Below are 21,854 nucleotides of genomic sequence, written 5' to 3'. Positions count from 1 at the left end.
CGCTGTCGTACCTTCAGTGGTCGCTCGAACGGTCAGCCGACGCGCGTCGCCACGACGCGCAGTGCCTCGGCCAGGGCGCCCAGGAACAGCCGTACCTCCTCCTCTGAGACGATCGCCGGCGGTGTCAGCCGCAGGACCCTGGTGGCGTTGAGGGAGTGGTTCACCAGGACGCCACGTCCGACGAGTTCGAGGATCAGCTCACCGACGGCCTGGTCCGCCGTGAACTCCAGGCCGATCAACAGCCCGCGCCCCCGCACGTCGCGCACCAGACTCCCCGAATACGGGGCGCAGGCGGCCCGTACTCCCGAGAGCAGGTGATCTCCCAGCGTGGCGGCGCGGTCGACGATGTCCTCCCTGTCCAGCGTCTCGACCGCGGCCAGCGCGGCGGCACAGGCGATGGGGGAGGCGGCGAAGGTGGAGGTGTGCAGGTAGGGGTCGCGCGAGAAGGGGTGGTAGGCCGCCGCGGTGGCGACCATGGCCGCGACCGGGACCACACCGCCGCTGAGGCCCTTGCCGACGAGGAGCACGTCAGGGGCCGGGCGTTCGATATCCCGGAGGCCGGGACCGGCGTCCGTGTCCATGCCCCACCAGGTGCCAAGACGCCCGAGTCCCGTCTGGATCTCGTCGACGATCAGGAAGGCCCCGTACGTCCGGCACAGCCGGCTCACCGCCGCCAGATAGCCGGGCGGAGGGATGCGTACGCCTCCCTCGCCCTGCACCGGCTCGACGATCACGCAGGCCCGGTCGCCGAGCCGGGCGAGTGCGGCCCCCATCGCGTCCGCGTCCCCGTAGGGCACCGCTGTGCTGTCCGGCAGCAGCGGCTGGAAGGGCAGCTGGTACTTCGGGTTGGCGGTGGCGCTCAGCGCGCCCAGGGTCTTGCCGTGGTAGCCGCCGGTGGTGCTGACGAGCGCGGTGTGCCCGTGCGCCCGGGCCAGTTTGAGGCCGGCTTCGGTCGCCTCGGCCCCGGAGTTGACGAAGTGGACGTGGTCGAGGCCGTCCGGAGTCCGCGCGGCCAGCGCCTGTGCCGCACGGGCGGCGACCGGCTCCAGGAAGACCCGGCTCGCCAGCGGATGGGCATCCACCTGGCGGTGCACGGCGGCGGTCACGGCGGGATGCCGATGCCCCAGGATGAAGACCCCGTACCCGCCGAAGTCGAGAAAACGGCGGCCGTCGTCCGTGGAGATCCACGCACCGTCGGACGCCGTCTCCAGCATGCCGCCGAGCACCGTGCCCAGCACGGCACGGCCGGCTGAGAGGTGCTCGCGGTAGAGGCGGGCGATGGGTGCGCGATCGGTGTCGGGTGCTGCCGGGGTGGTGGCCGGGGTGGTGACTGGGGTGGTGGTGGTCGTGGGGGCGGTCACGAGGCGAGCTCCCGCGTTTCCGGCTGCACCGAGATGGCTCCTTGTCGGGACGGTTGCGTGCGCCGGCGCGTACGCATGCCGCCGGGGCCGGTGGACCAGGCGGTCAGGTTGCGGACGAGTGCCTGGCTGAGCGCGTCCTTGGTGAGGGCCGAGCCGCAGTGGGGGTATCCGAGGGAGGACTCGAAGGGGAGCGCCCGCTGGAATACCAGCAGCAGTTCCGCGTACGTGTGGAAGCGGCGGCGCAGCGACTCCGGGAAGGTGGGGCCCTCGATCAGCGGCAGCAGCAGGCGGTGCACCGACTCCACCGGAATCAGCCGCGGCGGGTGTGGCCTGGGCCCGTACAGCTCGGCGAACTCCAGGCAGGTGTCGACCACTTCGCGTTGCAGCAGGGAGTGTGCGCCGGCTGTCAGCCAGTACTCGCCGTCCGTGATCCCACCGCGCACCAGGTCGCCCACGGCCCGGGCCACGACGTCCTGGGGCACCATGTCGATGCGCGCGTCGGGTGAGCCCGGCAGGACCGGTACCTGGCCCTTGACGATGGCACCCAGGGCCCGAGTCAGCCCCTGCATCCCGGCGATGCGGCCGGTGACGGAGTCGCCCATCACCACCGACGGGCGCAGGATCACTCCCGGCACCGGGGCGTCGCGCACCAGCTGCTCCGCCGCAGTTTTGGAGTCGAGGTAGGCGGCGGCGCCGGGGAAGCGCTCCTGTTCCTCCGGGGCCAGTGGGTTGGCGACGAAGGCGGTGCTCATGTGGTACATCGGCGCGTTGATCCGGGCGCACAGGTCGAGCATCGCGGCGGTGCCGTGGAGGTTGGCTCGGCGGATCTCCTCGGGCTCTGCCTTCCAGTTGGTGGCGGCGGCGGAGTGCACGACCACGTCCACTTCGGCCGCCAGGTGGTTGAAGTCCGTTTGTGTCAGGCCGAGTTCTGGCTTCGTCAGGTCGGCCTGGATCTCGCGGACGCGGGGGTCGTTGACCGGGGTGCGGTGGCGTAGGCAGATGATCCTCGAGTCCCGCGAGAGCTCGTCGATGAGGGCGCGGCCCAGGACTCCGGAGCCGCCGGTGAGGAGGAGTGTGGGCATGGTGGTGTTCCCCTCTGTAGTGGGTGCGGGTCGTGTGTGGCTGGTCGCGTGGTTCCCCACGCCCCCGGGGTGAGTGGGGGCCGGGGTCGTGTGTCCGGTGCGGGGCCGCTCTGGGATGTACGCCCGTCGCCGCTGACGTAAGGGGTGGTGTGGATGGGGGCGTGGGTGGGAGTCGGCGTACGCTGCGGACGCGCATCCCGCCGCGTCCCCCCTCGGCACGGTGGGACGACCGCGCCTCTCCAGGGGCGTGGGGTTGTATCGATGTGCGGCTCCGCCGCGATGGGGGTCCCCCCGCTCGAGCGAAGCCGAGAGTGGGGGAGCGACCAGCCCACGGCGGCCGGCACCTTGGGCCTACGCGATGGTCAGCGGCTCGTCCGCGAGGTAGGCCGACAGCGGCCCCGTCATCCGTGACCTGGACGGTGGGTGCAGAGAGAGCCCGTTGGCGCTGGCGGCGAGATAGCCCACCTCGTCCGACGTCATGAAGTTGAGGCCGCCGAGGAGTTCGACGGATCGCGGGACGATCCGGGCGAGAGCGTCCTGCACGGCGTAGCGTGCGCAGAGCGAGTCGGCGAGCGTGGACTCATCGGGCGTGCCCTCGTCCACTCGCCGGGCAAGGCCCTCGACGGCCGCCGTCGCGCCCTCGATCTCCACGAAGAGCCGGACTCGTTCGGCCTCGGGCACCCGGTCGTTGAGCAGCACCCGTTCCACCAGGGCACTCGCGGCACCGAGATAGCTGCCGGTCATCAGCAGCTCGAACCAGACAAGTCCGACGGTCTGCACCTCGTCGAGGCGGGCTCCGGGCGGGGAGGCGGTCCGTACGAGGAGTTCCGGTGGCACCAGTACGTCGTCCAGGGTGACCTGGTCGCTCTCGGCGCCGGCCAGGAAGCTGCTCGACCAGAAGCCGCTGACGCTCAGCCCCTCGCTGTCGGCGGGGACCAGGGCCACCGCCAACTCATGGCCGTCCTCGTCCTCGCAGGGCACCATCACGCTGGCGGTGAGCAGGTCCATGGAACGGGCGAGGCTGCACGGCCGCTTCACCCCGCTGATCCGTACGCCCTCGGGGGTCACCGTGGCGGACATCGACGGTGACAGGATGCCGCTACCGCTGCGGCCTTCGGCGAAGCCGGACGCCAGGAGGCGGTTGTCGGACGCCACGCCCTGCACGAGCATCCACTCCAGTCCCTCACCGGAGTCGCTCAGCCCGACGAGCGTGGCCATGGAGAAGTGGTGCATGGTCGTCGCCACCGCGAGTGAGGGCGAACGACTGCCCAGTGCGCGCTGGACACGGAGGGCCTCAAGTGCCGTGGCGCCCTTGCCCTGGAGGGCGGTCGGTGCCAGCAGCCCGGGCCCTCCGCATTCCCGGAAGAGCTGGATCCCCGGGCTCTTCGGCCCTTCCAGTGTCATCAGCGGCACGTCTCTGAGCCCGTTGTCGAGGCCGGGCAGCAGCTTGGTGAGGGCCGCACGTTCGCGCTCCAGGAATCTCATGTCGTCCCCTGCTCCTTGTCCTCAGGTGTCGTCGGCAGCGTCGTCTCTCTTTACGCACGAACTGCCGGGACCCCTCGGGCGGGACGGGGCGGCGGAGTGCCTGGGCTGCCGCGCCGGGCTCTTCGAGACCAGGGCTCTCGGCCCGCGGGGCATACCTCACGCGGTCGGCATACCGCAGGGATCACGAGGCGTCAGCCCCTACGGCACCACGCGACTGAAAAACACGAACGCGCAGGTCAGGGCCCACTCCATCAGCACTCGATGATGTTGACCGCCAGCCCGCCCCGCGCCGTCTCCTTGTACTTCACCGACATGTCGGCGGCTTTTGATCATGCCTTTGACCTGCGGATTTAGTTTGGCAAGCCCGACTTGCGTCACGGCCAGGGACTTTTCAGGGACTTCTTGTCGACGGCTACCTGCAAGGTATCCGACGACAGGTGACACGCCTGTTTTTCTGCGTCCACGCAGGCGTTCGATCGCTTCGCTGGCCCGCTGTGCTCGTAATGCGTAGGTCTCGGGTTCGAATCCCGAAGGCGGCTCCATGGTAAACCCCAGGTCGGGCCTCTGACCTGGGGTTTCTTCGTTTCGCTGACCTTGGGATTCGGGCCAATCGGACGTTCAAGGCCTACGCATCGCAATGCGTAGGTTCGAGATTGGCGGTCGGTAGTGATTCTGCTTTGCACGGCTGTGAACTGGCCTTTTGTGGCTCGCTGTCGATCCCCCTCGGCCTGTTCGGAATGACATGGTGGCCATTTGGTGGCCAAGCGTGCAGCCATAGTGCAGACCGCCTCCTACTCAGCCGCGCAACTGGAGGCATGGAGGGGAACGATTGTTGTGCCCACCTGACAATCACGCGTGTCAATTGCTTACGTTTGGGCGGTTGCCGGGCACTGGAAAGGATGGCGTCCTGTGCTGATCAGAGGATACGAGTGCGGCCCCGTGGTGCCTGGCGAGGCATTGCTGGAGCATGCTGGCTTCCGGTCCAACCATCTTCTCGGCCTCAGCTTGAATCTGTCGGAGAATCTTGGAGCGGTTGAGGTCAACCGCCCAGTTTTCGCGAGGACTTCGACCGGGGGATGTCGTGCTGGTCCAGGAAGGTCTGGAAAGCGGTTGGTGGCCGTGGTGAGGGGGTTTCCTCGGTCGGTGGGAGGCCGCTGAGGCGTTCGATGTTCGCGACGATTGCTGTGAACATCTGTTGCAGGGAGTTTTCGGCTGTCCTCGGTAGCGGCAGTTACTCACGCCGTGTCCGTGGGCGAACTCGTTGACGGTGCTTCCGGAGCAGACCGCGCGTAGCGGTCTTCCAGTTGGGGGGCTGCTGCTTGGCGCGGACGCGGAGTTGCAGGTCGCGGAGGTCCCGTGGGGGAAAGCCCACGGTCCGGGCGCTGTCGGCGGTGGTGGTGCACTGGGTGCGGACCGAGCAGGGGCGGCACTGGCTCTTGATGAATCGGGACACGATCAGCGGGGCAGCGGTGGGTGAGGAGGTCGGGTAGGGGCCGTGCCAGCCCACGCTGACCTGGCCCTGGGGGCAGTTGACCTGCCGGCGGTGGGTGGAGTCGGTGCGCTGGGTGGTGCGCTCGCGTACGAGTCCGGCCTCCTTGAGGCGCGCGAGCGCGAGGTCAAGGAGACGGACGGCGAGGTCGTTCTGGGTGAGGCGCTCGCGGAAGTCGGCCAGCACGCTGTGGTGGAACCCGGGATCGTCCAGCTCCATGGCCGGGGCGTACTTGAATCGATACGGCAGCGGACCGCTTCTGCAGCCTGCCGGTCCGACGGACCGAGCAGGAACTGCAGCACACACACGGTGGCCAGTTGGGCTGGCGAGATGCCGGGGCGTCCGTCGCGCGGGTACCAGCCGCCGAAGTCCTCGATCCCCGACAGAGTCAAGTTTAGGACCTCTTAGCCCGGCCAGGGCCAGTGCCCCTCATTCCGCCAGCCGCATGGATTCGATCGAGGCGATGTGAGACGCCAACGTCGCCTCGTCCGCTGCTCGAACAACGTAGGAGTCCTGGAAGTCCGTCGAGTATCGAACCCCTCCATGTCCGTCTCCTGCTCCAGCATGGCTCTCGTGTTCCACAACACCGAGGTCCGCAAAACAGCTTTCTGGAATTCCGCGATCCGGGCCCCCCGGGTAGAAGGCGATGAAGCCACACGCACCCTCGGACATCTGCGAGGTCTCGAGTTCTGCATCGAGGCCCGCGTCGATCCGGATCTGTGTCTCGAGAATGTTGAAGCCGTACTGATGCTCAATTACCGGCGGAATGATCCCGCCGGGAGGACGGGCGGCGACTTCGCAGAACACGAGACGATCGTCGGGGGTGTGAAAGAGTTCGAGGTGCGTGGTTCCGTCTTGGATCTTGAGGGCCTTGAGGACAGAGGCGCTGACTTCCTTGATCCTTCTCTGCAACTCTCCCTCCAGGACCAGAACGGTGCCGAACATGCCGCCCGGGCTGTAGCTTGCAGGATCGGCAAGGTAGCGGCCGACGCTTGCGAACCGTATCTCGCCGTCCACGACGACTGAGTCGCAGTGGTAGATCTGCCCGGTGATGAACTCTTCGATCTCGTACGCGCCACCTGCGAGTTCGATTCCACGAACAACGCTCTGCGCCTCCGCGAGACCATCGACGATGTAGAGGTCTTTGGCGGCCACGCCGTGTCGACTCTTGATCACCTTGCGGCTGCTTGACCAGTCGAGCGCGTACAGATCGCGCTCGGTGTTCAGCGCAGCGAACTCCGGCACATCTGCCGCGCCGGCGGCGCGTACCGCCCGCTTCATCTTAAATTTGTCGCGGAAAAGTTCGGCAACCTCGAACTTCATCCCTGGGAGGTCGAATTCCGATCTCAGTTCCGCTGCCAGCAGCACCGCTCGTTCATGGACAGCGATGATCCGACCGACGGAGTGGTTGCGGATGATCCAAGTGGAGACTGCTCGCCAATTGTCGAGATCGTCGTCACAAACGGTCACGTGGGGGAGCGGGTGTTGATGCCACCCGCTGAGACCTCCGCGTGCACGGGTGCGAGTCACCATGTGGATATCGACCTCCGATGACGGCAGGATTGATCGCCCATGACGGTAAAAATGCTCGTAGCGGTGCTTGTTGAGAAAGAGTGCGGAGGTCACTTCCTCTCCTTTCTGCTCTGTTCGCCGTTCCTGCAGGCGTCGAGGACAGCGTGTGCAACGGAGGCCGCTGCCCGCCCCTTTGCTGTCCGGGAGATGACAGAGTTCGGGGCGAGGGGGACCAGGACTGTCTTCACGAATTCACTGAAGGCAGGGGCAGAGAAGTCGACCGAGTAGTACCCAGAAGAGTCCCCGACTATTCTGTCCACCGGGGATCCCGGCAGCTGGACGAAAAAAGTGCGGCAACTCAGCTCTCGTGCCTCGTGGGCCGTCTCTGCACTCGCATCGATGATGACTACTGTCTCCTCCGAGGTGCGGCTCTGTGGGCTCACCACTGTCCGTCTCCGTAATGGCGGATTTCACGCTGAATCGACATCTCTTCCCAGTCCTCACGATTACGCACGTACCGGGGTGCGTCGGCGACGATGGAAATCGTGGCGGCGCGGCCGCCTGCCAGCCGCCAGCGAACGGATCCCGTGACCGTGGAGGCCAGTCGGTCGATGAAGGCTTGACAGGCGGTACGGAGTTCGCCGAACCACCGGCCTTCCAGGGCCTCTCGGACCCACAGCTGCTCCATGTGCAGCTTCTCCCGGATGGTCTCGGATTGAAGAGTTGCCGTCTCGAGGTGGCGACGCGACGCCAGCAGGAGCCACGCGGCGGGCATCTCGCGGATCTCCAGCACCTTCACGTCGCCAGGGAGATGCTCCAACCCGGTGTATCGGCCCAGCCCATGGACGCCGACCTTCCAATTGAGCTTCTCGATGATGTCCTGGAGCGGTAGTTCAGATCCGTCGAGGGACACCGGCACACCCGCTTGGAAGCCGACCGTGACTTCTTCGACAGACACTGCGGGCTCGCGATGGCCGCTCCAGCGGAAGTAGTGCTCCGGAACCGTATGCGATTCCGGATCATCGAGTTCGCCCGACTCGAATTCCCGGCACCACAGGTTCGAGTCCCCGCTCGCGGAGCGCTCGGCCATCTCGTCGAGTCCGATCGACCGCAACTCCTTGATCTTGATCTCGCGGTCGACGGGTTCCAGCTCGTACGGGCTGCCGAAGTGGCCTTCGAAACCCAGGCACTCCAAGGCACCGTTCAGGCGGCGCAGAGTGTTCTGCGAGCGGTTCGCGGTGTGCAGGATCACGGCCGAGTCCAACTCGCGCGCCGCCTTCACGGCAATGCGGGCGATGAGCGGCCGACTCAGCGAAGAGCTGACGGGATGGGTGTCCAGATACACGGAGCCGGCCGCGATGGCCGGGCGCACGTACTCGTCGACGAACTCCGAACGGGCGTCCACGATGCGCAGGTTGACTCCGAGCGCGTCTGCGATGCGCTGCACATGCGACGTGCTCTCATCGCCGCCGAGGCCCACGCTGACCGCGTGCACCTGCGTGGCGCCTGCCTCCGTCAACCGGTACAGCAGGTAGGAACTGTCCAGGCCGCCACTGAACAGCGTCACGATGGGGCGTTGCAGGTCGATACCGCTTTCGGTGATCTCCCGAAATGATCGAATCAAAGTCTTGCTCATGGTAATTTGCAGGCTTTCTATGGAACGCGGCGACCTAGCGAACGGTCAGTACGTGCTTGCGGTTGAATCCGTCGGCACGGAAACTCCGGGAAGAGGATTCATCGTTCGAACCCCCTGTGAGGACGATCAGATCCAGCTTCTTGTTCTCGATGGCCTTTGGCCAAGGAGTTTGGTCAGCTCCTTCTTCACTGAGGGACGTGACAAGTGAGGGATCCGAGAGTGAGCGGAGGCTCATAACCTTCTCGGTGAACACACCGGCGAGCCGGGGCGCAAGTGTTCCGGCCGGCACAGGGGTGAATCCGAGCCGACTCTTGAAATTGAACAGACCGGGTTGCACGATGTGCCCGAAGAGCGACGGGTCGTTGCCGAGGGAGCCGTATGCGTATCCGTTCTCTCTGGCGTACTGCAGTGCGTCCAGATAGACCGTGCGCATGACGCGTCCCGAGCGTGCACCGGGACGTGCAGCCGAGAACCGCATCTGCAGCACTGACTCATGCGGGCGCATCCACCAGATGGAGCCGACTTCCATAGAGGTGCCCGAGTAGGTGCAGACAGTTACATATTCCGTGCTGTTGCTGAGCATTTCATCGCGAAACCTGGCCGCATAGTTCTTTCCTCGCGGCATTCCGGAGACTTGCTCGTCGTAGACGGTAAGGAACTGATCCAGAGTTCGCTCCGTCAGACATTCCCGAACTTCGATTCGCAGTGAATCGTCGCGGATAGCCTTTCGGCCCAGGCGAATATTGCGTCGTTCGGTTGCTGTGAGATCTGCTACAAAGTCTGCCTCGCTGTCTGCCAGGCGGCACCACCAGTTGACCCACTGTGGGCGAGTGATGAACCCGTGCCGGGACCGCTCGTCTTCGCCGAGGTGATCGCCCTCACGCAGACGCACTATGTCGACGGACCGATCAAGGTCGAGCCATTCCTGCCCCTTGATCTCCTCGCTGCTTGCCACCGCGAGGACGAGGCCGTCCCGTTCCCTTATTTCCATTCCATTCCAGCCCTTGCGCTATCCGACTGCTACGGGGGCGATATTTCCGGCAGCCCGCCCTGCCGATCGCGCGTACACCGCCCAGATCCCGACCGCTGTCAGCCAGATCGACAGCGAGGGGAGCCAGTAGGTGTACCCCGCAAAGCGACTGGCCCAGGCGAAGAGGAATCCGGACAGGGGTGCCGCACCCGTAATGAACATTCGAATCGCCGCATTGGCGCGCCCCGCGACCTCCACCGGAATCATCTCCTGGCGATAGGTGATGGACGCAACATTGCTGGCCGCAACGGCGGAACACTCCACCATGAACCCAATGATTTTCAAGGGCGTACTGGGAACCGCGATGAGCGCCAAGGATGCCACGCCGATCACCTGCCAGGCAAGGATTCGACGCTCCAGTTGCCAACCGACGAACAGTTTCGGCGCCAGCCTGCTGGCCACGGCCCCGGCAAAAAGACCGAGCGCCATGAGAATGGATATTCGAGTTACTTCCACCCCGCGGTGCCCGAATTCTGTCACCATGGCCGGCTCCAGCTGGCCAATAGCGATATTGGTCATCGACATGGTGATGACGAGCCAGAGAACATCTTTCCGTGCGACCCAGCGGAACCCGAGAGTCAGGTCGCGGCGCAGCTCAATTTTTTCGGCACTCCCGGGCACCGGAGGGAAGAACATGGCTACGGCCGCCGATGCGAGATACAGAACCGCGATGGACAGGGAGGCCAACGTCGGTCCCACGGCGGAGAAGACGGCTCCACCGGCCAGCAGTCCGATGACCTTGGAGAACTCGATCATCGAGTTCAGCTTGGCCACGGCCGTGGCTCGTGCGGGCTCACTGATGAGCTTGGGGATGAGCACGAACTGCCCATTGATGCTGCTGGCGACACCGCCGACGCCCGAGCAGAGCACCAGCAGCCCGACGATCAGTGGGCTGGAGATGAAGGCGGACAGGAGCACCAGACAGAAGGCCTGCTCCAACTGCGCCAGGACCAGGACGCGTCGCTTGTCGAACCTGTCAATCAGGGAACCGAGAAATGGGGACGCGAAATAGCTGACTCCCCGCAGGGCAAAGGTGACGAGTGACATGGCCACAGAGTCCGTCTTGGCCAGAACGGCCAGTGGAATGACGATGCCCAACTGCCAGTCGGCAACCTTGGTGAGGACCGTGGAGCCGAGAAGGATTCGTATAAAGCGGGCGTCAGAAGCCCGCGTCTCTTGCTGCGTCATGCGCGCACCCGCCGACGCTGGTTTTTTTCCTCGGAAGCGGCCATGATGTCTCCGAGGAAGCGCTGAGCGCCGCAGTCCTCGATGAATCGGCTCAGTTCAGGTCCGGAAGTGGACGGGACGAGGGTCAACGAGACGGAGCCTGCCCAGGGGTGCCGCGCCGATGACGGTGTGAATCGCGCGAAGTCGGGAACTCGTGCGGGAGTGGTGAACCCCGGGAATTCCAGTACGGTCCTCTCGGTGTCGATGTTTCCAGAATGGCGGTGGCCCGTCACAGCGCCCGCAAGCAGCAATTCGTAGGGGTTTACCGATGTGGCGGTGGCCAGCATCCGAGTGGATCCCGAGAATCTGGCGTTGATCTCAAGCACGGTTAGCGTTCCATCGTCGTGCAGCACCAGATCCACATTGGCGACGGCGGTGCTCCCCACCGCCCGAGCAGCGGCGATCGCTGTGCGCAGGATCGAATCGTGATCGGCAGCGCTCCAGGGGTATGGACAGATCTTCAATTTGCTGCGGGGGTGCTCGGGCACAGTGCCAAGACGCCCCTTGTGGATCGGCGGGTACGCGATGTCTCCGCGCATGTCAGAGATCACGTCCACCGATATCTCGGTCCCGGACAGGAGGTCTTCCCGCAGGACCGGAAAGGGCAGCCCTGCGGCATCGAATATTTCGCCGGGGTGCACCACCAGATTGAATTCACCTGAGGCACCAATGTCGGGCTTGAGATAGGACGGGCGTTTCGCCCTGCTCAGTGCTTCGGTGAGGCTCTCCGCAGTGCGGTGGGACTCACCAGCCGCTACGCGGACTCCGGCTGCCGCGAGGACGTTTCGGGTCCTGCCCTTGTCCATGCACAGACGGGCCGTGCGCACGTTCTGGCCGACGTACACGACGTCGAAGTCCCTGCAGGCCAGGGCGAGTTCGGCATCTCGTACGGCTTCGATGTCGTAGCCAGCAGTGTTGAGGAGCACTTTCGCCCCTCCGCTCTGCAACGCTCGGAGGGCTTCGGCCCGTCGTTCCGCCGAGCTGGAGGAGACGCCGTCCTGCTTGGCGAAGAGCATCTGCGGCATGCCCAGATTCAAGGCCGTGCCGGCGGACTCGATCAGGTCCGTCCGATCGGGCCGCGTCGCCAGGAACGCCGGGCTCATCGCTGCCCGCTCCCCGTGCCTCCGAGCAGATCGAACTGCAGGGCATAGAGGAGAGCCACCGAGCTGAGGCACCCGGGAACCTGCCCTGTCCTGAGGAGCTCAGCCAGACCACTGGGGGGGAACCACTGGCGCGTGCTGGACTCATGGGCGTCGACGGGTTCCCCCACGTACTCGGCGGCACGGGCGAGGACGAAGTGGAACTGCTGCGTGCTCACACCGTCGGAGGCGTTGCCCGTGTAGAAGTGGCGCGTGGTGGTGACCTTCCAGCCGGTCTCCTCCAGGACTTCGCGCGCCGCGGCCTCCTCGACGGTCTCGCCGGGATCGATCCCGCCGGCCGGCACTTCGAAGCCGACGGTGTCGGTGATGAAGCGATGCCGGTGCAAGAGCAGCACACCGTGCTTCGGATGGACCAGTACGACGGCGACGGCAGGCGGCACGGCGATCACGTGGTGCTGGTACTGCCGGCCGTTGGGCGGCATGACGTCGACGAGATCGAGCGACACCCATCTGCTGGAGTACACGTTCGTGCTGGTACCGGTCTGCCAGCGGTCGACGGGAAGGTGAGAAGGGCTGGCAGGGACGGCGTGGTCGGACGGCAAAGGAGCTCCAGATGCTACGAGGGTGTGGGCAGGCGATCAGGCGAAGAGGGACTTGGCCGTGACGCGGACAGCATCGTTCGACGAGTGAATGGGGCTCCAACCGCGGTCGGTGAGAGCGTTCGGGCGGACCCGCAGGACGGGAATGTCGCCCTTCCAGCCGCGCTCGCCGCCGGTGTATGAGATGGCGGGGTGGCCGTGGGGAAACTCCTCCGCGACGATCTGCGCGACCTGGGCAGCGGTCGTGGTGTCGAGGTTGGAGACGTTGAACACCGGGCAGTTCGCGTCGGCGCTGGCTGCGGCGGTCATCAGCGCGCTCACGCAGTCGTCGATGTGGAGGTAACTGCGATCCTGCCGACCGTCCCCCAGCACCGTGATGGTGTGCGGGTCGTCGGCCAGCCTTTGGACGAAGTCGTAGACGATGCCGCGTCGCATCTGTCCGCCGATGATGTTCGACAGACGGCACACGGCGGTCCGCAGACCGAGCTCGTCGCCGTACGCGCGCAGGAACGCCTCGGCGGCGAGCTTGCCGGCGGCGAAGCGGCTCGTGGGGCGGGGCACGGTGGTCTCTTCGTCCAGAAGCGTGGAGTCGAGGGCCCGCCCGTACACAAGCTGACTTGACGTCAGGACCACAGTGGTGCCGGTGTGCCCGACCAGGGCCTCCAAGAGTGCGACAGTACCGCCCGTGGTGATGTCGAAGTCCGCAGTGCGAGCAGCGCGGTCCGCACGATTCTCGGTGTTGGACGACAGGTGGTAGATGACTTTGTGGTCGGGTGCGAACGTGCGCAGCTGCTCGGCATCGCGTATGTCCGCCTGGTAATAAGTGAGTTGGCCAGGCGTGGCGAGTTCGTGCAGGCGCTCTGCTCGGCTCCATGGAATCTGGTCCACTACCGAGACGACGTGGCCCTGGTCGAGGAGCGCTCTGACGAGCGACGAGCCGATGAAGCCGGCACCGCCGGTGACCAGAGTGGGCGCAGGGGTGTGGGGCATGGGTTGCTCTCCATGTGTGGGGCGGTTCGCGTTGATGTCGGGGATGCGGGGCGTTCAGGGCTGGGAGATCCGGTGTCCTGCCAGTTCGAAGCGGAAGGGCTCCTCGATGAAGGAGTGGGCCTGCGCCAGGGCGCGTACATCGGCCTGTCCAGCTTCTGGCACATGGAGCAGGACGTAACCTCCTCCGCCGGCGCCGAGCAGCTTTCCGCCCGTGGCCCCCGCGGCCCGTGCCTCGGCGTAGAAGGTGTCGATCCGGCTGAGCGACACCTTCGAGCTCAGCCCTTGTTTGAGCTCCCAATGCGTATGGAGGATGGACCCCACCGCATCGCAGTCACCGCTCGTCAGCGCCTGCAGCATGTCTGTGGTCAGGGCCTTGATGCCGTGCAGCCGCTCCAGCACGTCGCCGTTCTCGGCGCGTGAGTGGCTGTCCTGGGCGGCGAGGATCACTGCGGCGTCCCTGGTGACACCGCTGTAGAACAGCATCAGTTCCTTGTCGAGCCGTGCCCGGGTCCGGGCGGACACCTCGACGGACTCGACCTCGGTCGAGCCGTCCCGGCGGAACCGCATGAGGCGGAACCCGCCCAAGGCCGAGAGGTAGTGGTCCTGGCCGCCGACGGGACGCCCCAGAGCTCCCATTTCGATCTGCGCCGCAGCCTCGGCCAACTGCACCGGTGTGGTGACGGACCGGGGAGACAGCGCTCCCACCATCGCGACACAGAAGGCTGCGGAACTGCCCATGCCCGTACCCGGTGGAACGTCGCCCATGGAGGCGATCTCCAGGGGATTCCGATCCCAGTACCGTTCCAGGGCCGCCCGCGCGTATGGATTTGCCACGGCAGGCAGGTCAGCGGTCCGGCAGCACTGGTCCAGACACGCTCTGGCTGCACCGCGTGTTGCCGCGGTGGTCCGCGAGGTGGAGGCGACGACGGCTACTCTCCGATCGATCGCCGCTCCCAGGACGACGCCCTCGTGCAGGCGGGCGTAGCTGGGGAGGTCGGTTCCTCCTCCCGCCAAGGAGATCCTCAGGGGTGCGCTGCTTATCAGCATGAACTGTGCACTCTCACATAGTCTTCAAGAGTTCCAAGCCGCTTGGGTGTCCCTATGTCGAAGCAGGGAGAGGCGACATCCACACCAGCTAGGCGGCCGCGCTGGATGAGTGAACGGAACACGATCCCCAGATCGCTCTCGCCCTGTGCGGGAGCGAACCGCTCGATCGCGCTGCGCCGTACCACCGCAATACCGGTGTCGATGTAACCGTTGGACACGCCGTTCGACTTGTCGTATTCGATGATTCGCCCGTCACGCAGCCCCATGTTCGCCATGACATCCGGGATGGACTGCGTGACGGCCACCAACGCATCGGCATCGGGTGGCAGTTGATCGACCAACGCCGTGTAGTCCAGTGGTGCGTAGGTGTCGCCGAGGATGATCAAGAACGTGTCGTCGAGGCTGTCCAGGGCATTCACCAAGGCGCCGGCTGTTCCGCGGGCACACGTTTCGACTGTTGTGGTGGCTTCCATGGACGCGTGGCTGTCCGCCAGGTGTTGGAGGACGCGATCGGCGAGGTGCCCCAGACAGAAGTGAAAACGCCGAAACCCTTGCTCGATGAGGGGTGTCAGCATGAGGTCCAGGAAGGGCCGCCCGGCCACGGACTGCAATACCTTGGGCGTTGCGCGCGCCAGGTTCCCCAATCGCGTCGCCCTGCCACCGGCCAACACCACCACTTGAATCGGCACTTGAGACATGCCACCCCCGTCTTTTTTCATTGCGAACAGTAAGAAGAGATCCGTCGGCCGGATGCCGCGCCGTATAGCCGACGCCGTTACGCGAGGGCAGCCAGCAGTACGGCTGCTGCATCAAGGTCAGGGACCGAGCCGATATATCCGCGGATGTCCCCCGTCGGCGGTGCTCCCCGCCCCGTGCGCACATGCACCGAAGCGACTCCGGCAGCGGCTGCGGCCAGCAGGTCGCTCTTGTGATCGCCCACCATCACGGCCTCGTGCGGCCCGACGTCCAAGGACGCCAGCGCGCGCAGCAGTAGTCCGGGCTCGGGCTTTCGACAGGCACAGCCGGCGGTCGCTTCGTGCGGGCAGTACCAGACCTCGTCGACCGCAACTCCGGCAGTCAGGAGGTCGTCCTTCATGCGCCGATGGATGGCGTGCAGTTGCTCCTCGGCGAGTACGCCCCGCCCCACGACCGCTTGATTGGTGACGACCGCGAGGCGCAGTCCCGCAGCGCTCAGGCGTCGGCAGGCGCGGAGCGCCTGCGGGAGCCACTCCCAGTCGGCCAGGCTGAGGACATGGCCTTGCCGATTCACGTTGAGGACCCCATCGCGGTCAAGGAGAACGGCCTTGAGCGGCTTCAAACAGAGGCCAGCTCAGGAACGGACGCCGTGTGCTGCCTCAGTGCGCGCGTGAACGCGTGACACATGCCGAGATGAACGGTCTCGATGATGCCAGGGTCCGCGCTGTCGGCGAGCACGGCCACATCCACCTGGTGTCCTACCGTGCCGCCGTCGTGACCGAGCAGTCCAATGCTGCGCATGCCGAGAGCCTGAGCCGTCTTCACGGCCTCAACAATGTTCGGCGAGCGACCACTCGCACTGATCACCACGAGCAGGTCACCGGGCCTGGCCTGTGATTCGAGCTGGCGGCTGAAAACCTCTGCGTAGGAAACATCATTGGCATATGCAGTCAGGACCGACATATCTGTCAAGGAGGTGGCACGCAGACCGCGCCCATGCTCAGGCTTTGCGTTCTTGGTGATGTCGCAGACGAAGTGTGAGGCGCTACTGGCGCTGCCCCCGTTGCCCACGACGAAAACGGAGGAATCGCGATCATACGCGTCACGCAGCAGGCCGAAAGCGAGATCCTGCATTTCGAGCGTGTCGGCGGACACGGATGCCATCAATTCCACGGCGAAATCTTCGAGCAGGCATTTGGATACCTCTGACATGTTTCGACACTCCCGTTGAGAGTTGACCAGAACTGAACGCCGCATGAACAAAAAATGAACACGGCGATCCTTCATGATCACACAGGAATGATCAAGATCAAATATTTGCGGGTTTGTCCATTTAGGTAACATATAGATGGATTCTTCGCCTTCGGAGTGTCCGGATTTGAGCGATGTCACCCAAGGAGGCTTTGCCTGTATCGGGCATTTCCTTTACCATCTCTTGATCATTTTGGTCACGCCTGAGAAATGTGACTGAGTGCTTCAGTTGGCCTTACGTTCCAGGGACGGGACGGTCGAGCCCTTCGTATGGTTGGGCCGCCCAGGGGTGCCGGGTGTGGCTTCTAGTTGGCTGCCGTTCGTGGCTGGAGTGGCTAGGCCGCCCGGCATCCCACGACGACCCGGCCGCAGATTGGGAAATGCGAGGAAGATCGCTGTGTAAGGCCATGTCGGCGAGGTCGTCCGCGGCATCAACCGCCCGCACGACATCTGGAGCGCCATGAACCGGATCTGGGCCGGCATCGACAGCGGCAAGACCCACCACCATTGCCTGGTACTCGACGAACGTGGCGAAAGGCTGCTTTCCCGCCGTGTCGCCAACGACGAGCCGGATCTCCTCAAGCTCGTTGACGCCGTACTCGCCCTCGGCGACCAGGTGACCTGGGCTGTGGACATGGCTGGCGGTGAGCCCGCCCTGTTACTCGCCCTGCTGGTCAACCACGGTCAGGAAGTCCTCTACATTCCGGGCCGTGTGGCCAACCGGGCCAGTGACGGCTACCGCGGTGAGGGCAAGACCGACGCCCGCGACGCGCTGGTCATCGCTGACCAGGCCCGCCTCCGTCGCGACCTGCAGTCGCTGCGGCCCAGCGACGAGGCCATCATCGAGCTCCGGCTCCTGACGAACCGCCGCGCTGACCTGGTCCGCGACCGCACCCGGGCCGTCAACCGCCTTCGCTCCACGCTGACCGGCATGTTCCGGGCTCTGGAACGGGCGTTGGTGCTGACCAACGACGGACCACTCGTCCTGCTGGTCGGCTACCAGACCCCCGCGGCCCTCCGGCGTCTCGGGGTCGCCCGACTCACCCGTTGGTTACATACTCGCGGAGTCCGCGGTCCGGACGGGTTGGCGAAGAAGGCAGTGGAGGCCGCCGAGCGGCAGCACACCGCTGTTCCTGGCGAGGCTGTGATCGCCCAGCTCGTTCGGACGCTCGGCCAGGGGGTCCAAGCCCTGAACGAGAAGGTCGCCGAAATCGACCGGCTCATCGAGGCCAGATTCCGGGCCCACGAGCTGGCCGAGGTCCTGGCCGGCATGCCCGGCATCGGTCCACTGCTGGGCGCCGAGTTCCTCGCCGTGATCGGCAGCGACCTCGCGGACTTCGCGAGCCCGGACGCGCTCGCGGCTTTCGCTGGCCCAGCTAGAGCAGCGCGAGGAAATGGGAGATCATCTCCGCCGACTGCTCAGGGTTCAGACGCGGGTCGCAGGTGGACCGGTAGTCCGTGAACCGCGGCTCCTCCTCGCGCTCCGACACGCACTCGGTGACCGGGTCCGGGGTCAGCGGCAGGTGGAGGCCGGCGGGCCACTGCCCCCGTTCCCGCAGCACACGGGTGAACGAGGTGATCTCGGACCGCATCGGTTCGATCAGCCTGGTCTTCTGTCCGGACAACCGCACACCGTTGCCGTGCATGGGGTCGCAGAGCCAGACGATCGGTGCGCCATGGCGGGCCACCGCGTCTACTACGGGTGGCAGGAGCCGATCCACGTCCTTCGCACCGAAGCGGACGATGAAGGTCAGCCGCCCGGGCACGCGCTCCGGGTTCAGCGTCCGGCTCAGGGCGACGGCGTCCTCGGGCGACACTGTCGGCCCCAGCTTCAACCCGACGGGGTTGTGCACGGCCTGCGCGAGAGCCACGTTGGCGCCGTCGGGCCGGCGCCGATCCAGCCGAAATGGGCGGATCCGCTGTACGCGCAGCGCGCGCCTTCCCTCACCAGGGGCCGTTCATAAGGCAGGAGCAGCAACTCGTGCGAGGTGTACACCCGTTCCAGGACCGGCCGTCCCGACCAGGAGCGACGGAGCTCGTCGAGGACGAGCCGCGAGCATTCGTACGCGGTGAGGAGCCGGCGCGGTTGCGGAGTGCGTGCCACCGGGTCGAACGCCGGGTCGTTCACGGCGTCGCCGCAGTAACTGGGCATCTGCCGGCCCGAGTCCTCCGTCTCGAACGGCGAGGACCTCGGTTTGCCGTACTGGCCGGCGATCCTGCTGATGGCCACGGTGGGTGAGCGGCTGCCGGTCCGCATGATCGCGGCGAGTCCCTGCAGGTTGTCCACCAGCTCGTAGCCGAGATAGCCGACGTAGCCAAGGTTGAACTCGAACGCCAGACCGGGCGGTGTGGGGATGTGCCGGCGGTCGAGCTGCTCCTCCAGGTAGGTGAAGAAGGACTGTTGTGTCCGCGTCGTCCTGCCGTCGGGGTGACGGACTGACCCCACACCGTCGGCGACCCGGTAGGTGACGTACTCGGCGAGCGGGCCGCGGTCGTCGCCGAGGAACGAGAAGCGTGTGGAGCCCGGGAGGACGGCACTGCTGTCCAACCAGAACGTGGCGCCGGTGGGGGGAAGGCAGGTCCGGCGCACCTCCTCGGCGTCCGGCAGCATGTGGACGCGCCGCACGTGCACCTCGTAGGGGGCGGCCCGTTCGCTCCGCCGTGCGCGGTGGTGGGCGAGGGCCAGGTCTCGGAAGTTGGCCAGGATCTCCTGGCCGAAGTGGCTGCCGATCGACTCCGGATGGAACTGGACGCCCCAGGGGGGCTTCTCGCGGTGCCGCAGCCCCATGACGACACCGTCGTCGCTCCAGGCGAGGGGCTCCAGCTCGTCGGGGAGGTCGTCGGCGGCCAGGGAGTGGTAGCGGACAGCGGAGAACGGGAAGGGCAGGCCTTTGAAGACGTCCGCGCCGGTGTGCCGTACCTCGGAGACGCGGCCGTGCATCGGCTCCGGTGCGAGCCCGACGGCTGCACCGAAGAGCTGGGCGATGCCCTGGTGGCCGAGGCAGACACCGAGGACGGCAGACCACTGTCCGTGATCGCCTGTCGGCTGATCCCGAAATCCCTGGCCCGGTCAGGGCTGCCGGGCCCCGGCGACACGACGATCGCGTCGAACCGTTCGACGCCGAGGGCGAAGGTCTTCGAGGCGTACTGCGCCACTACGGTCGGCGGGTAGGAGATCGTGGGGCGGCGTGAACCGCGCGACACGGCGATGTGTACGGCTCCGGGGATGTCGTCGATCAGCTCATGCAGGGTCAGGGCAGACTCACCGCACACGGCCAGTAGGCGCGTGTGCGGTTTCCGGAGTGTCTGTCCGCCGGTACACCCCACGGAACAGCTCGTCTATCTCTCCTTTATCTCTCCTTCCGCGACCAAGGACGCCAGATCGCGGGGGAGAGCAGGGCCTGACGCGCCTGTGCCGTCGTGAAGGTGGGGGAGAGGCTGGCCAGCCGTCGCTCCAGGCGGTCCGCGGACTGGTAGGTAGCGCGAACCACCAGGTCAGACGCCTGTTTTCGTGGGACTTCCCAGGGACTTTTCAGGGACTTTCACGTCAGTCCCAGGGAGATTCCAGGGACTTTCCGCCGCGTAAGAAGGGAAGGCCCCGACAGTGCTGAGAGATACGAACGCGCTGGTCAGGGCCTGTCCCGTCAGCACTCGATGATGTTGACCGCCAACCCGCCCCGAGCCGTCTCCTTGTACTTCACCGACATGTCGGCGCCGGTGTCCTTCATCGTCTTGATGACCTTGTCCAGGGACACCTTGTGCGAGCCGTCCCCGCGCATCGCCATCCGCGCCGCCGTGACCGCCTTCACCGCGGCCATGCCGTTGCGTTCGATGCAGGGGATCTGGACGAGGCCGCCGACCGGGTCGCAGGTCAGGCCGAGGTTGTGCTCCATGCCGATCTCGGCCGCGTTCTCGACCTGTTCCGGGGAACCGCCGAGCACCTCCGCCAGAGCGCCCGCCGCCATCGAGCAGGCCGAGCCCACCTCACCCTGGCAGCCGACCTCGGCGCCGGAGATGGACGCGTTCTCCTTGAAGAGCATGCCGATGGCGCCGGCGGCCAGCAGGAAGCGGACCACGCCGTCCTCGTCGGCGCCCGGCACGAAGTTGATGTAGTAGTGGAGCACGGCGGGGATGATGCCGGCGGCCCCGTTGGTCGGTGCGGTCACGACCCGGCCGCCCGCCGCGTTCTCCTCGTTCACGGCCATCGCGTAGAGCGTGATCCACTCCATGGCGAGCGCCTTGGCGTCACCCTCGGAGCGCAGCTTGCGGGCTGTGTTCGCCGCCCGGCGGCGGACCTTGAGGCCGCCCGGCAGGATGCCCTCGCGCGACATCCCCCGCGACACGCACTCCCGCATCACCCGCCATATCTCCAGCAGGCCCTCGCGGATCTCCGCCTCGGTGCGCCAGGCCCGCTCGTTCTCCAGCATCAGCGACGCGATCGACAGGCCCGTCTCCTGCGTCAGGCGCAGCAGCTCGTCGCCCGTGCGGAAGGGGTACTTCAGGACCGTGTCGTCCAGCTTGATGCGGTCCGCGCCGACCGCGTCCTCGTCGACGACGAAGCCGCCGCCCACCGAGTAGTAGGTCTTCGACAGGAGCTCCGCCCCGGACGCGTCGTACGCCCACAGCGTCATGCCGTTCGCGTGGTACGGCAGCGCTTTGCGGCGGTGCAGGACGAGGTCCTTGTCGAAGTCGAAGGCGACCTCGTGGTCGCCGAGGAGCGTCAGGCGGCCCTCCGACTTGATCCTCTCGACCCGCTCGTCCGCCGTCTCCACGTCCACCGTGCGCGGCGAGGCGCCCTCCAGGCCCAGCAGCACCGCCTTGGGGGTGCCGTGGCCGTGGCCGGTGGCGCCGAGAGAGCCGTACAGCTCGGCGCGGACCGACGCGACGGAGCCGAGCAGATCCTCGTTGCGCAGGCGGCGGGCGAACATGCGTGCCGCGCGCATCGGGCCGACGGTGTGGGAGCTGGACGGGCCGATACCGATCGAGAACAGGTCGAAGACCGAGATGGCCACGGGGACTCCTCAATACGGGGGGTGGTGCAAGGGGGTGGGGTGTCCCGCTCACCTACGAGTGTGCGGGACACCCCACGAAAAGGAACTACTTGTTCAGACCGGGGTACAGCGGGTGCTTGTCCGCCAGTGCCTTGACCCGGGCCTTGAGGGACTCGGCGTCGTACGACGGCTTGAGCGCCTCGGCGATGACGTCCGCGACCTCGGCGAAGTCCTCGGCCTGGAAGCCACGGGTGGCCAGGGCCGGGGTGCCGATGCGCAGGCCCGACGTCACCATCGGCGGGCGCGGGTCGTTCGGGACGGCGTTGCGGTTGACCGTGATGCCGACCTCGTGCAGACG

At 66.2% G+C, this 21,854-nt stretch carries 19 protein-coding genes and 4 pseudogenes; 2 read left to right on the top strand and 21 right to left on the bottom strand.

All coding sequences use genetic code 11. The features are described 5' to 3' along the window. Positions 1-32 precede the first annotated feature (32 nt). The 18 genes and pseudogenes from ADL12_RS34165 to ADL12_RS34095 all read right to left on the bottom strand — a co-directional run bounded on the left by ADL12_RS34165 (position 33) and on the right by ADL12_RS34095 (position 16,646). On the bottom strand, positions 33-1,361 hold the full coding sequence (locus ADL12_RS34165; RefSeq protein ID WP_062709467.1) for an aspartate aminotransferase family protein: 1,329 nt from the start codon (positions 1,359-1,361) through the stop codon (positions 33-35). Next, complete coding sequence (locus ADL12_RS34160; protein ID WP_062709464.1) at positions 1,358-2,443, bottom strand: SDR family oxidoreductase; 1,086 nt, start codon at positions 2,441-2,443, stop codon at positions 1,358-1,360. Before ADL12_RS34160 ends, ADL12_RS34165 begins: the two co-directional genes overlap by 4 nt. Before the next feature lie 351 nt (positions 2,444-2,794). Continuing rightward, complete coding sequence (locus tag ADL12_RS34155; protein WP_062709455.1) at positions 2,795-3,928, bottom strand: acyl-CoA dehydrogenase family protein; 1,134 nt, start codon at positions 3,926-3,928, stop codon at positions 2,795-2,797. Positions 3,929-4,126: 198 nt separating this feature from the next. Then, a complete protein-coding gene (locus ADL12_RS54390; RefSeq protein WP_159053374.1) occupies positions 4,127-4,471 on the bottom strand; it encodes a hypothetical protein in 345 nt (114 codons plus the stop codon). Between the two features lie 688 nt (positions 4,472-5,159). Continuing rightward, a complete protein-coding gene (locus ADL12_RS57050; RefSeq protein ID WP_062709452.1) occupies positions 5,160-5,636 on the bottom strand; it encodes a transposase in 477 nt (158 codons plus the stop codon). 77 nt (positions 5,637-5,713) lie between these two features. Further along, positions 5,714-5,809, bottom strand: a pseudogene (locus ADL12_RS58855) (hypothetical protein); the annotation flags it as partial. Between the two features lie 37 nt (positions 5,810-5,846). After that, positions 5,847-7,043, bottom strand: coding sequence for an ATP-grasp domain-containing protein (locus tag ADL12_RS34145; protein ID WP_159053373.1), 1,197 nt, complete (start codon positions 7,041-7,043; stop codon positions 5,847-5,849). Next, positions 7,040-7,372 carry a hypothetical protein gene (locus ADL12_RS54385; RefSeq protein ID WP_159053372.1) on the bottom strand — a complete coding sequence of 111 codons (333 nt, stop codon included), beginning with the start codon at positions 7,370-7,372 and terminating at the stop codon, positions 7,040-7,042. Before ADL12_RS54385 ends, ADL12_RS34145 begins: the two co-directional genes overlap by 4 nt. After that, positions 7,369-8,565 (bottom strand): argininosuccinate synthase-related protein, encoded by a 1,197-nt coding sequence (locus ADL12_RS34140; protein WP_062709445.1) that lies wholly within the window; start codon positions 8,563-8,565, stop codon positions 7,369-7,371. The genes ADL12_RS54385 and ADL12_RS34140 overlap by 4 nt, the downstream gene beginning before the upstream one ends. Positions 8,566-8,599: 34 nt before the next feature. Then, positions 8,600-9,556 (bottom strand): peptidogalycan biosysnthesis protein, encoded by a 957-nt coding sequence (locus ADL12_RS53265; protein ID WP_107120090.1) that lies wholly within the window; start codon positions 9,554-9,556, stop codon positions 8,600-8,602. An 18-nt stretch (positions 9,557-9,574) separates the two neighbouring features. Next, positions 9,575-10,783: an MFS transporter gene (locus ADL12_RS34130; RefSeq protein ID WP_062709441.1), complete on the bottom strand. Its 1,209-nt coding sequence runs from the start codon at positions 10,781-10,783 to the stop codon at positions 9,575-9,577. Then, a complete protein-coding gene (locus ADL12_RS34125) occupies positions 10,780-11,925 on the bottom strand; it encodes an ATP-grasp domain-containing protein (RefSeq protein WP_062709438.1) in 1,146 nt (381 codons plus the stop codon). The genes ADL12_RS34130 and ADL12_RS34125 overlap by 4 nt, the downstream gene beginning before the upstream one ends. After that, the gene (locus ADL12_RS34120) at positions 11,922-12,446 is read right to left on the bottom strand and encodes an NUDIX hydrolase (protein WP_063806769.1); all 525 of its coding nucleotides are present in this window, start codon (positions 12,444-12,446) and stop codon (positions 11,922-11,924) included. Before ADL12_RS34120 ends, ADL12_RS34125 begins: the two co-directional genes overlap by 4 nt. Positions 12,447-12,560: 114 nt before the next feature. Then, complete coding sequence (locus tag ADL12_RS34115) at positions 12,561-13,511, bottom strand: NAD-dependent epimerase/dehydratase family protein (protein ID WP_062709434.1); 951 nt, start codon at positions 13,509-13,511, stop codon at positions 12,561-12,563. 54 nt (positions 13,512-13,565) lie between these two features. Next, positions 13,566-14,345, bottom strand: coding sequence for a GHMP family kinase ATP-binding protein (locus tag ADL12_RS34110; RefSeq protein ID WP_159053371.1), 780 nt, complete (start codon positions 14,343-14,345; stop codon positions 13,566-13,568). Positions 14,346-14,551: 206 nt separating this feature from the next. After that, positions 14,552-15,247 (bottom strand): sugar phosphate nucleotidyltransferase, encoded by a 696-nt coding sequence (locus ADL12_RS34105; RefSeq protein WP_159053370.1) that lies wholly within the window; start codon positions 15,245-15,247, stop codon positions 14,552-14,554. 86 nt (positions 15,248-15,333) lie between these two features. Then, on the bottom strand, positions 15,334-15,876 hold the full coding sequence (locus tag ADL12_RS34100; protein ID WP_062709425.1) for a D-glycero-alpha-D-manno-heptose-1,7-bisphosphate 7-phosphatase: 543 nt from the start codon (positions 15,874-15,876) through the stop codon (positions 15,334-15,336). After that, entirely contained in the window at positions 15,873-16,646 is a 774-nt protein-coding gene (locus ADL12_RS34095) for a D-sedoheptulose-7-phosphate isomerase (RefSeq protein ID WP_159053368.1), read from the bottom strand. Before ADL12_RS34095 ends, ADL12_RS34100 begins: the two co-directional genes overlap by 4 nt. A gap of 319 nt (positions 16,647-16,965) precedes the next feature. Here ADL12_RS34095 and ADL12_RS34090 point away from each other — a divergent pair. Then, positions 16,966-17,913, top strand: a pseudogene (locus tag ADL12_RS34090) (IS110 family RNA-guided transposase); the annotation flags it as partial. Here the strand turns inward: ADL12_RS34090 and ADL12_RS57040 are convergent. Further along, a pseudogene (locus tag ADL12_RS57040) lies at positions 17,882-19,491 on the bottom strand (3-deoxy-7-phosphoheptulonate synthase). The pseudogenes ADL12_RS34090 and ADL12_RS57040 sit on opposite strands and share 32 nt — an antisense overlap. On the opposite strand from ADL12_RS57040, the gene ADL12_RS57035 reads away from it, so the two are divergent. Beyond that, on the top strand, positions 19,441-19,677 hold the full coding sequence (locus ADL12_RS57035; RefSeq protein WP_107120089.1) for a hypothetical protein: 237 nt from the start codon (positions 19,441-19,443) through the stop codon (positions 19,675-19,677). The pseudogene ADL12_RS57040 and the gene ADL12_RS57035 sit on opposite strands and share 51 nt — an antisense overlap. Before the next feature lie 472 nt (positions 19,678-20,149). Here ADL12_RS57035 and ADL12_RS34075 read toward each other — a convergent pair whose 3' ends face one another. Both ADL12_RS34075 and ADL12_RS34070 read right to left on the bottom strand, forming a co-directional pair. Next, positions 20,150-21,517 (bottom strand): L-serine ammonia-lyase, encoded by a 1,368-nt coding sequence (locus tag ADL12_RS34075; RefSeq protein ID WP_062709419.1) that lies wholly within the window; start codon positions 21,515-21,517, stop codon positions 20,150-20,152. 85 nt (positions 21,518-21,602) lie between these two features. Then, positions 21,603-21,854 (bottom strand): annotated as a pseudogene (locus ADL12_RS34070) (serine hydroxymethyltransferase); the annotation flags it as partial.

It is taken from the genome of Streptomyces regalis (assembly GCF_001509475.1).
Lineage (GTDB): Bacteria > Actinomycetota > Actinomycetes > Streptomycetales > Streptomycetaceae > Streptomyces > Streptomyces regalis.
This window is presented reverse-complemented; position numbering and strand designations above follow the sequence as displayed.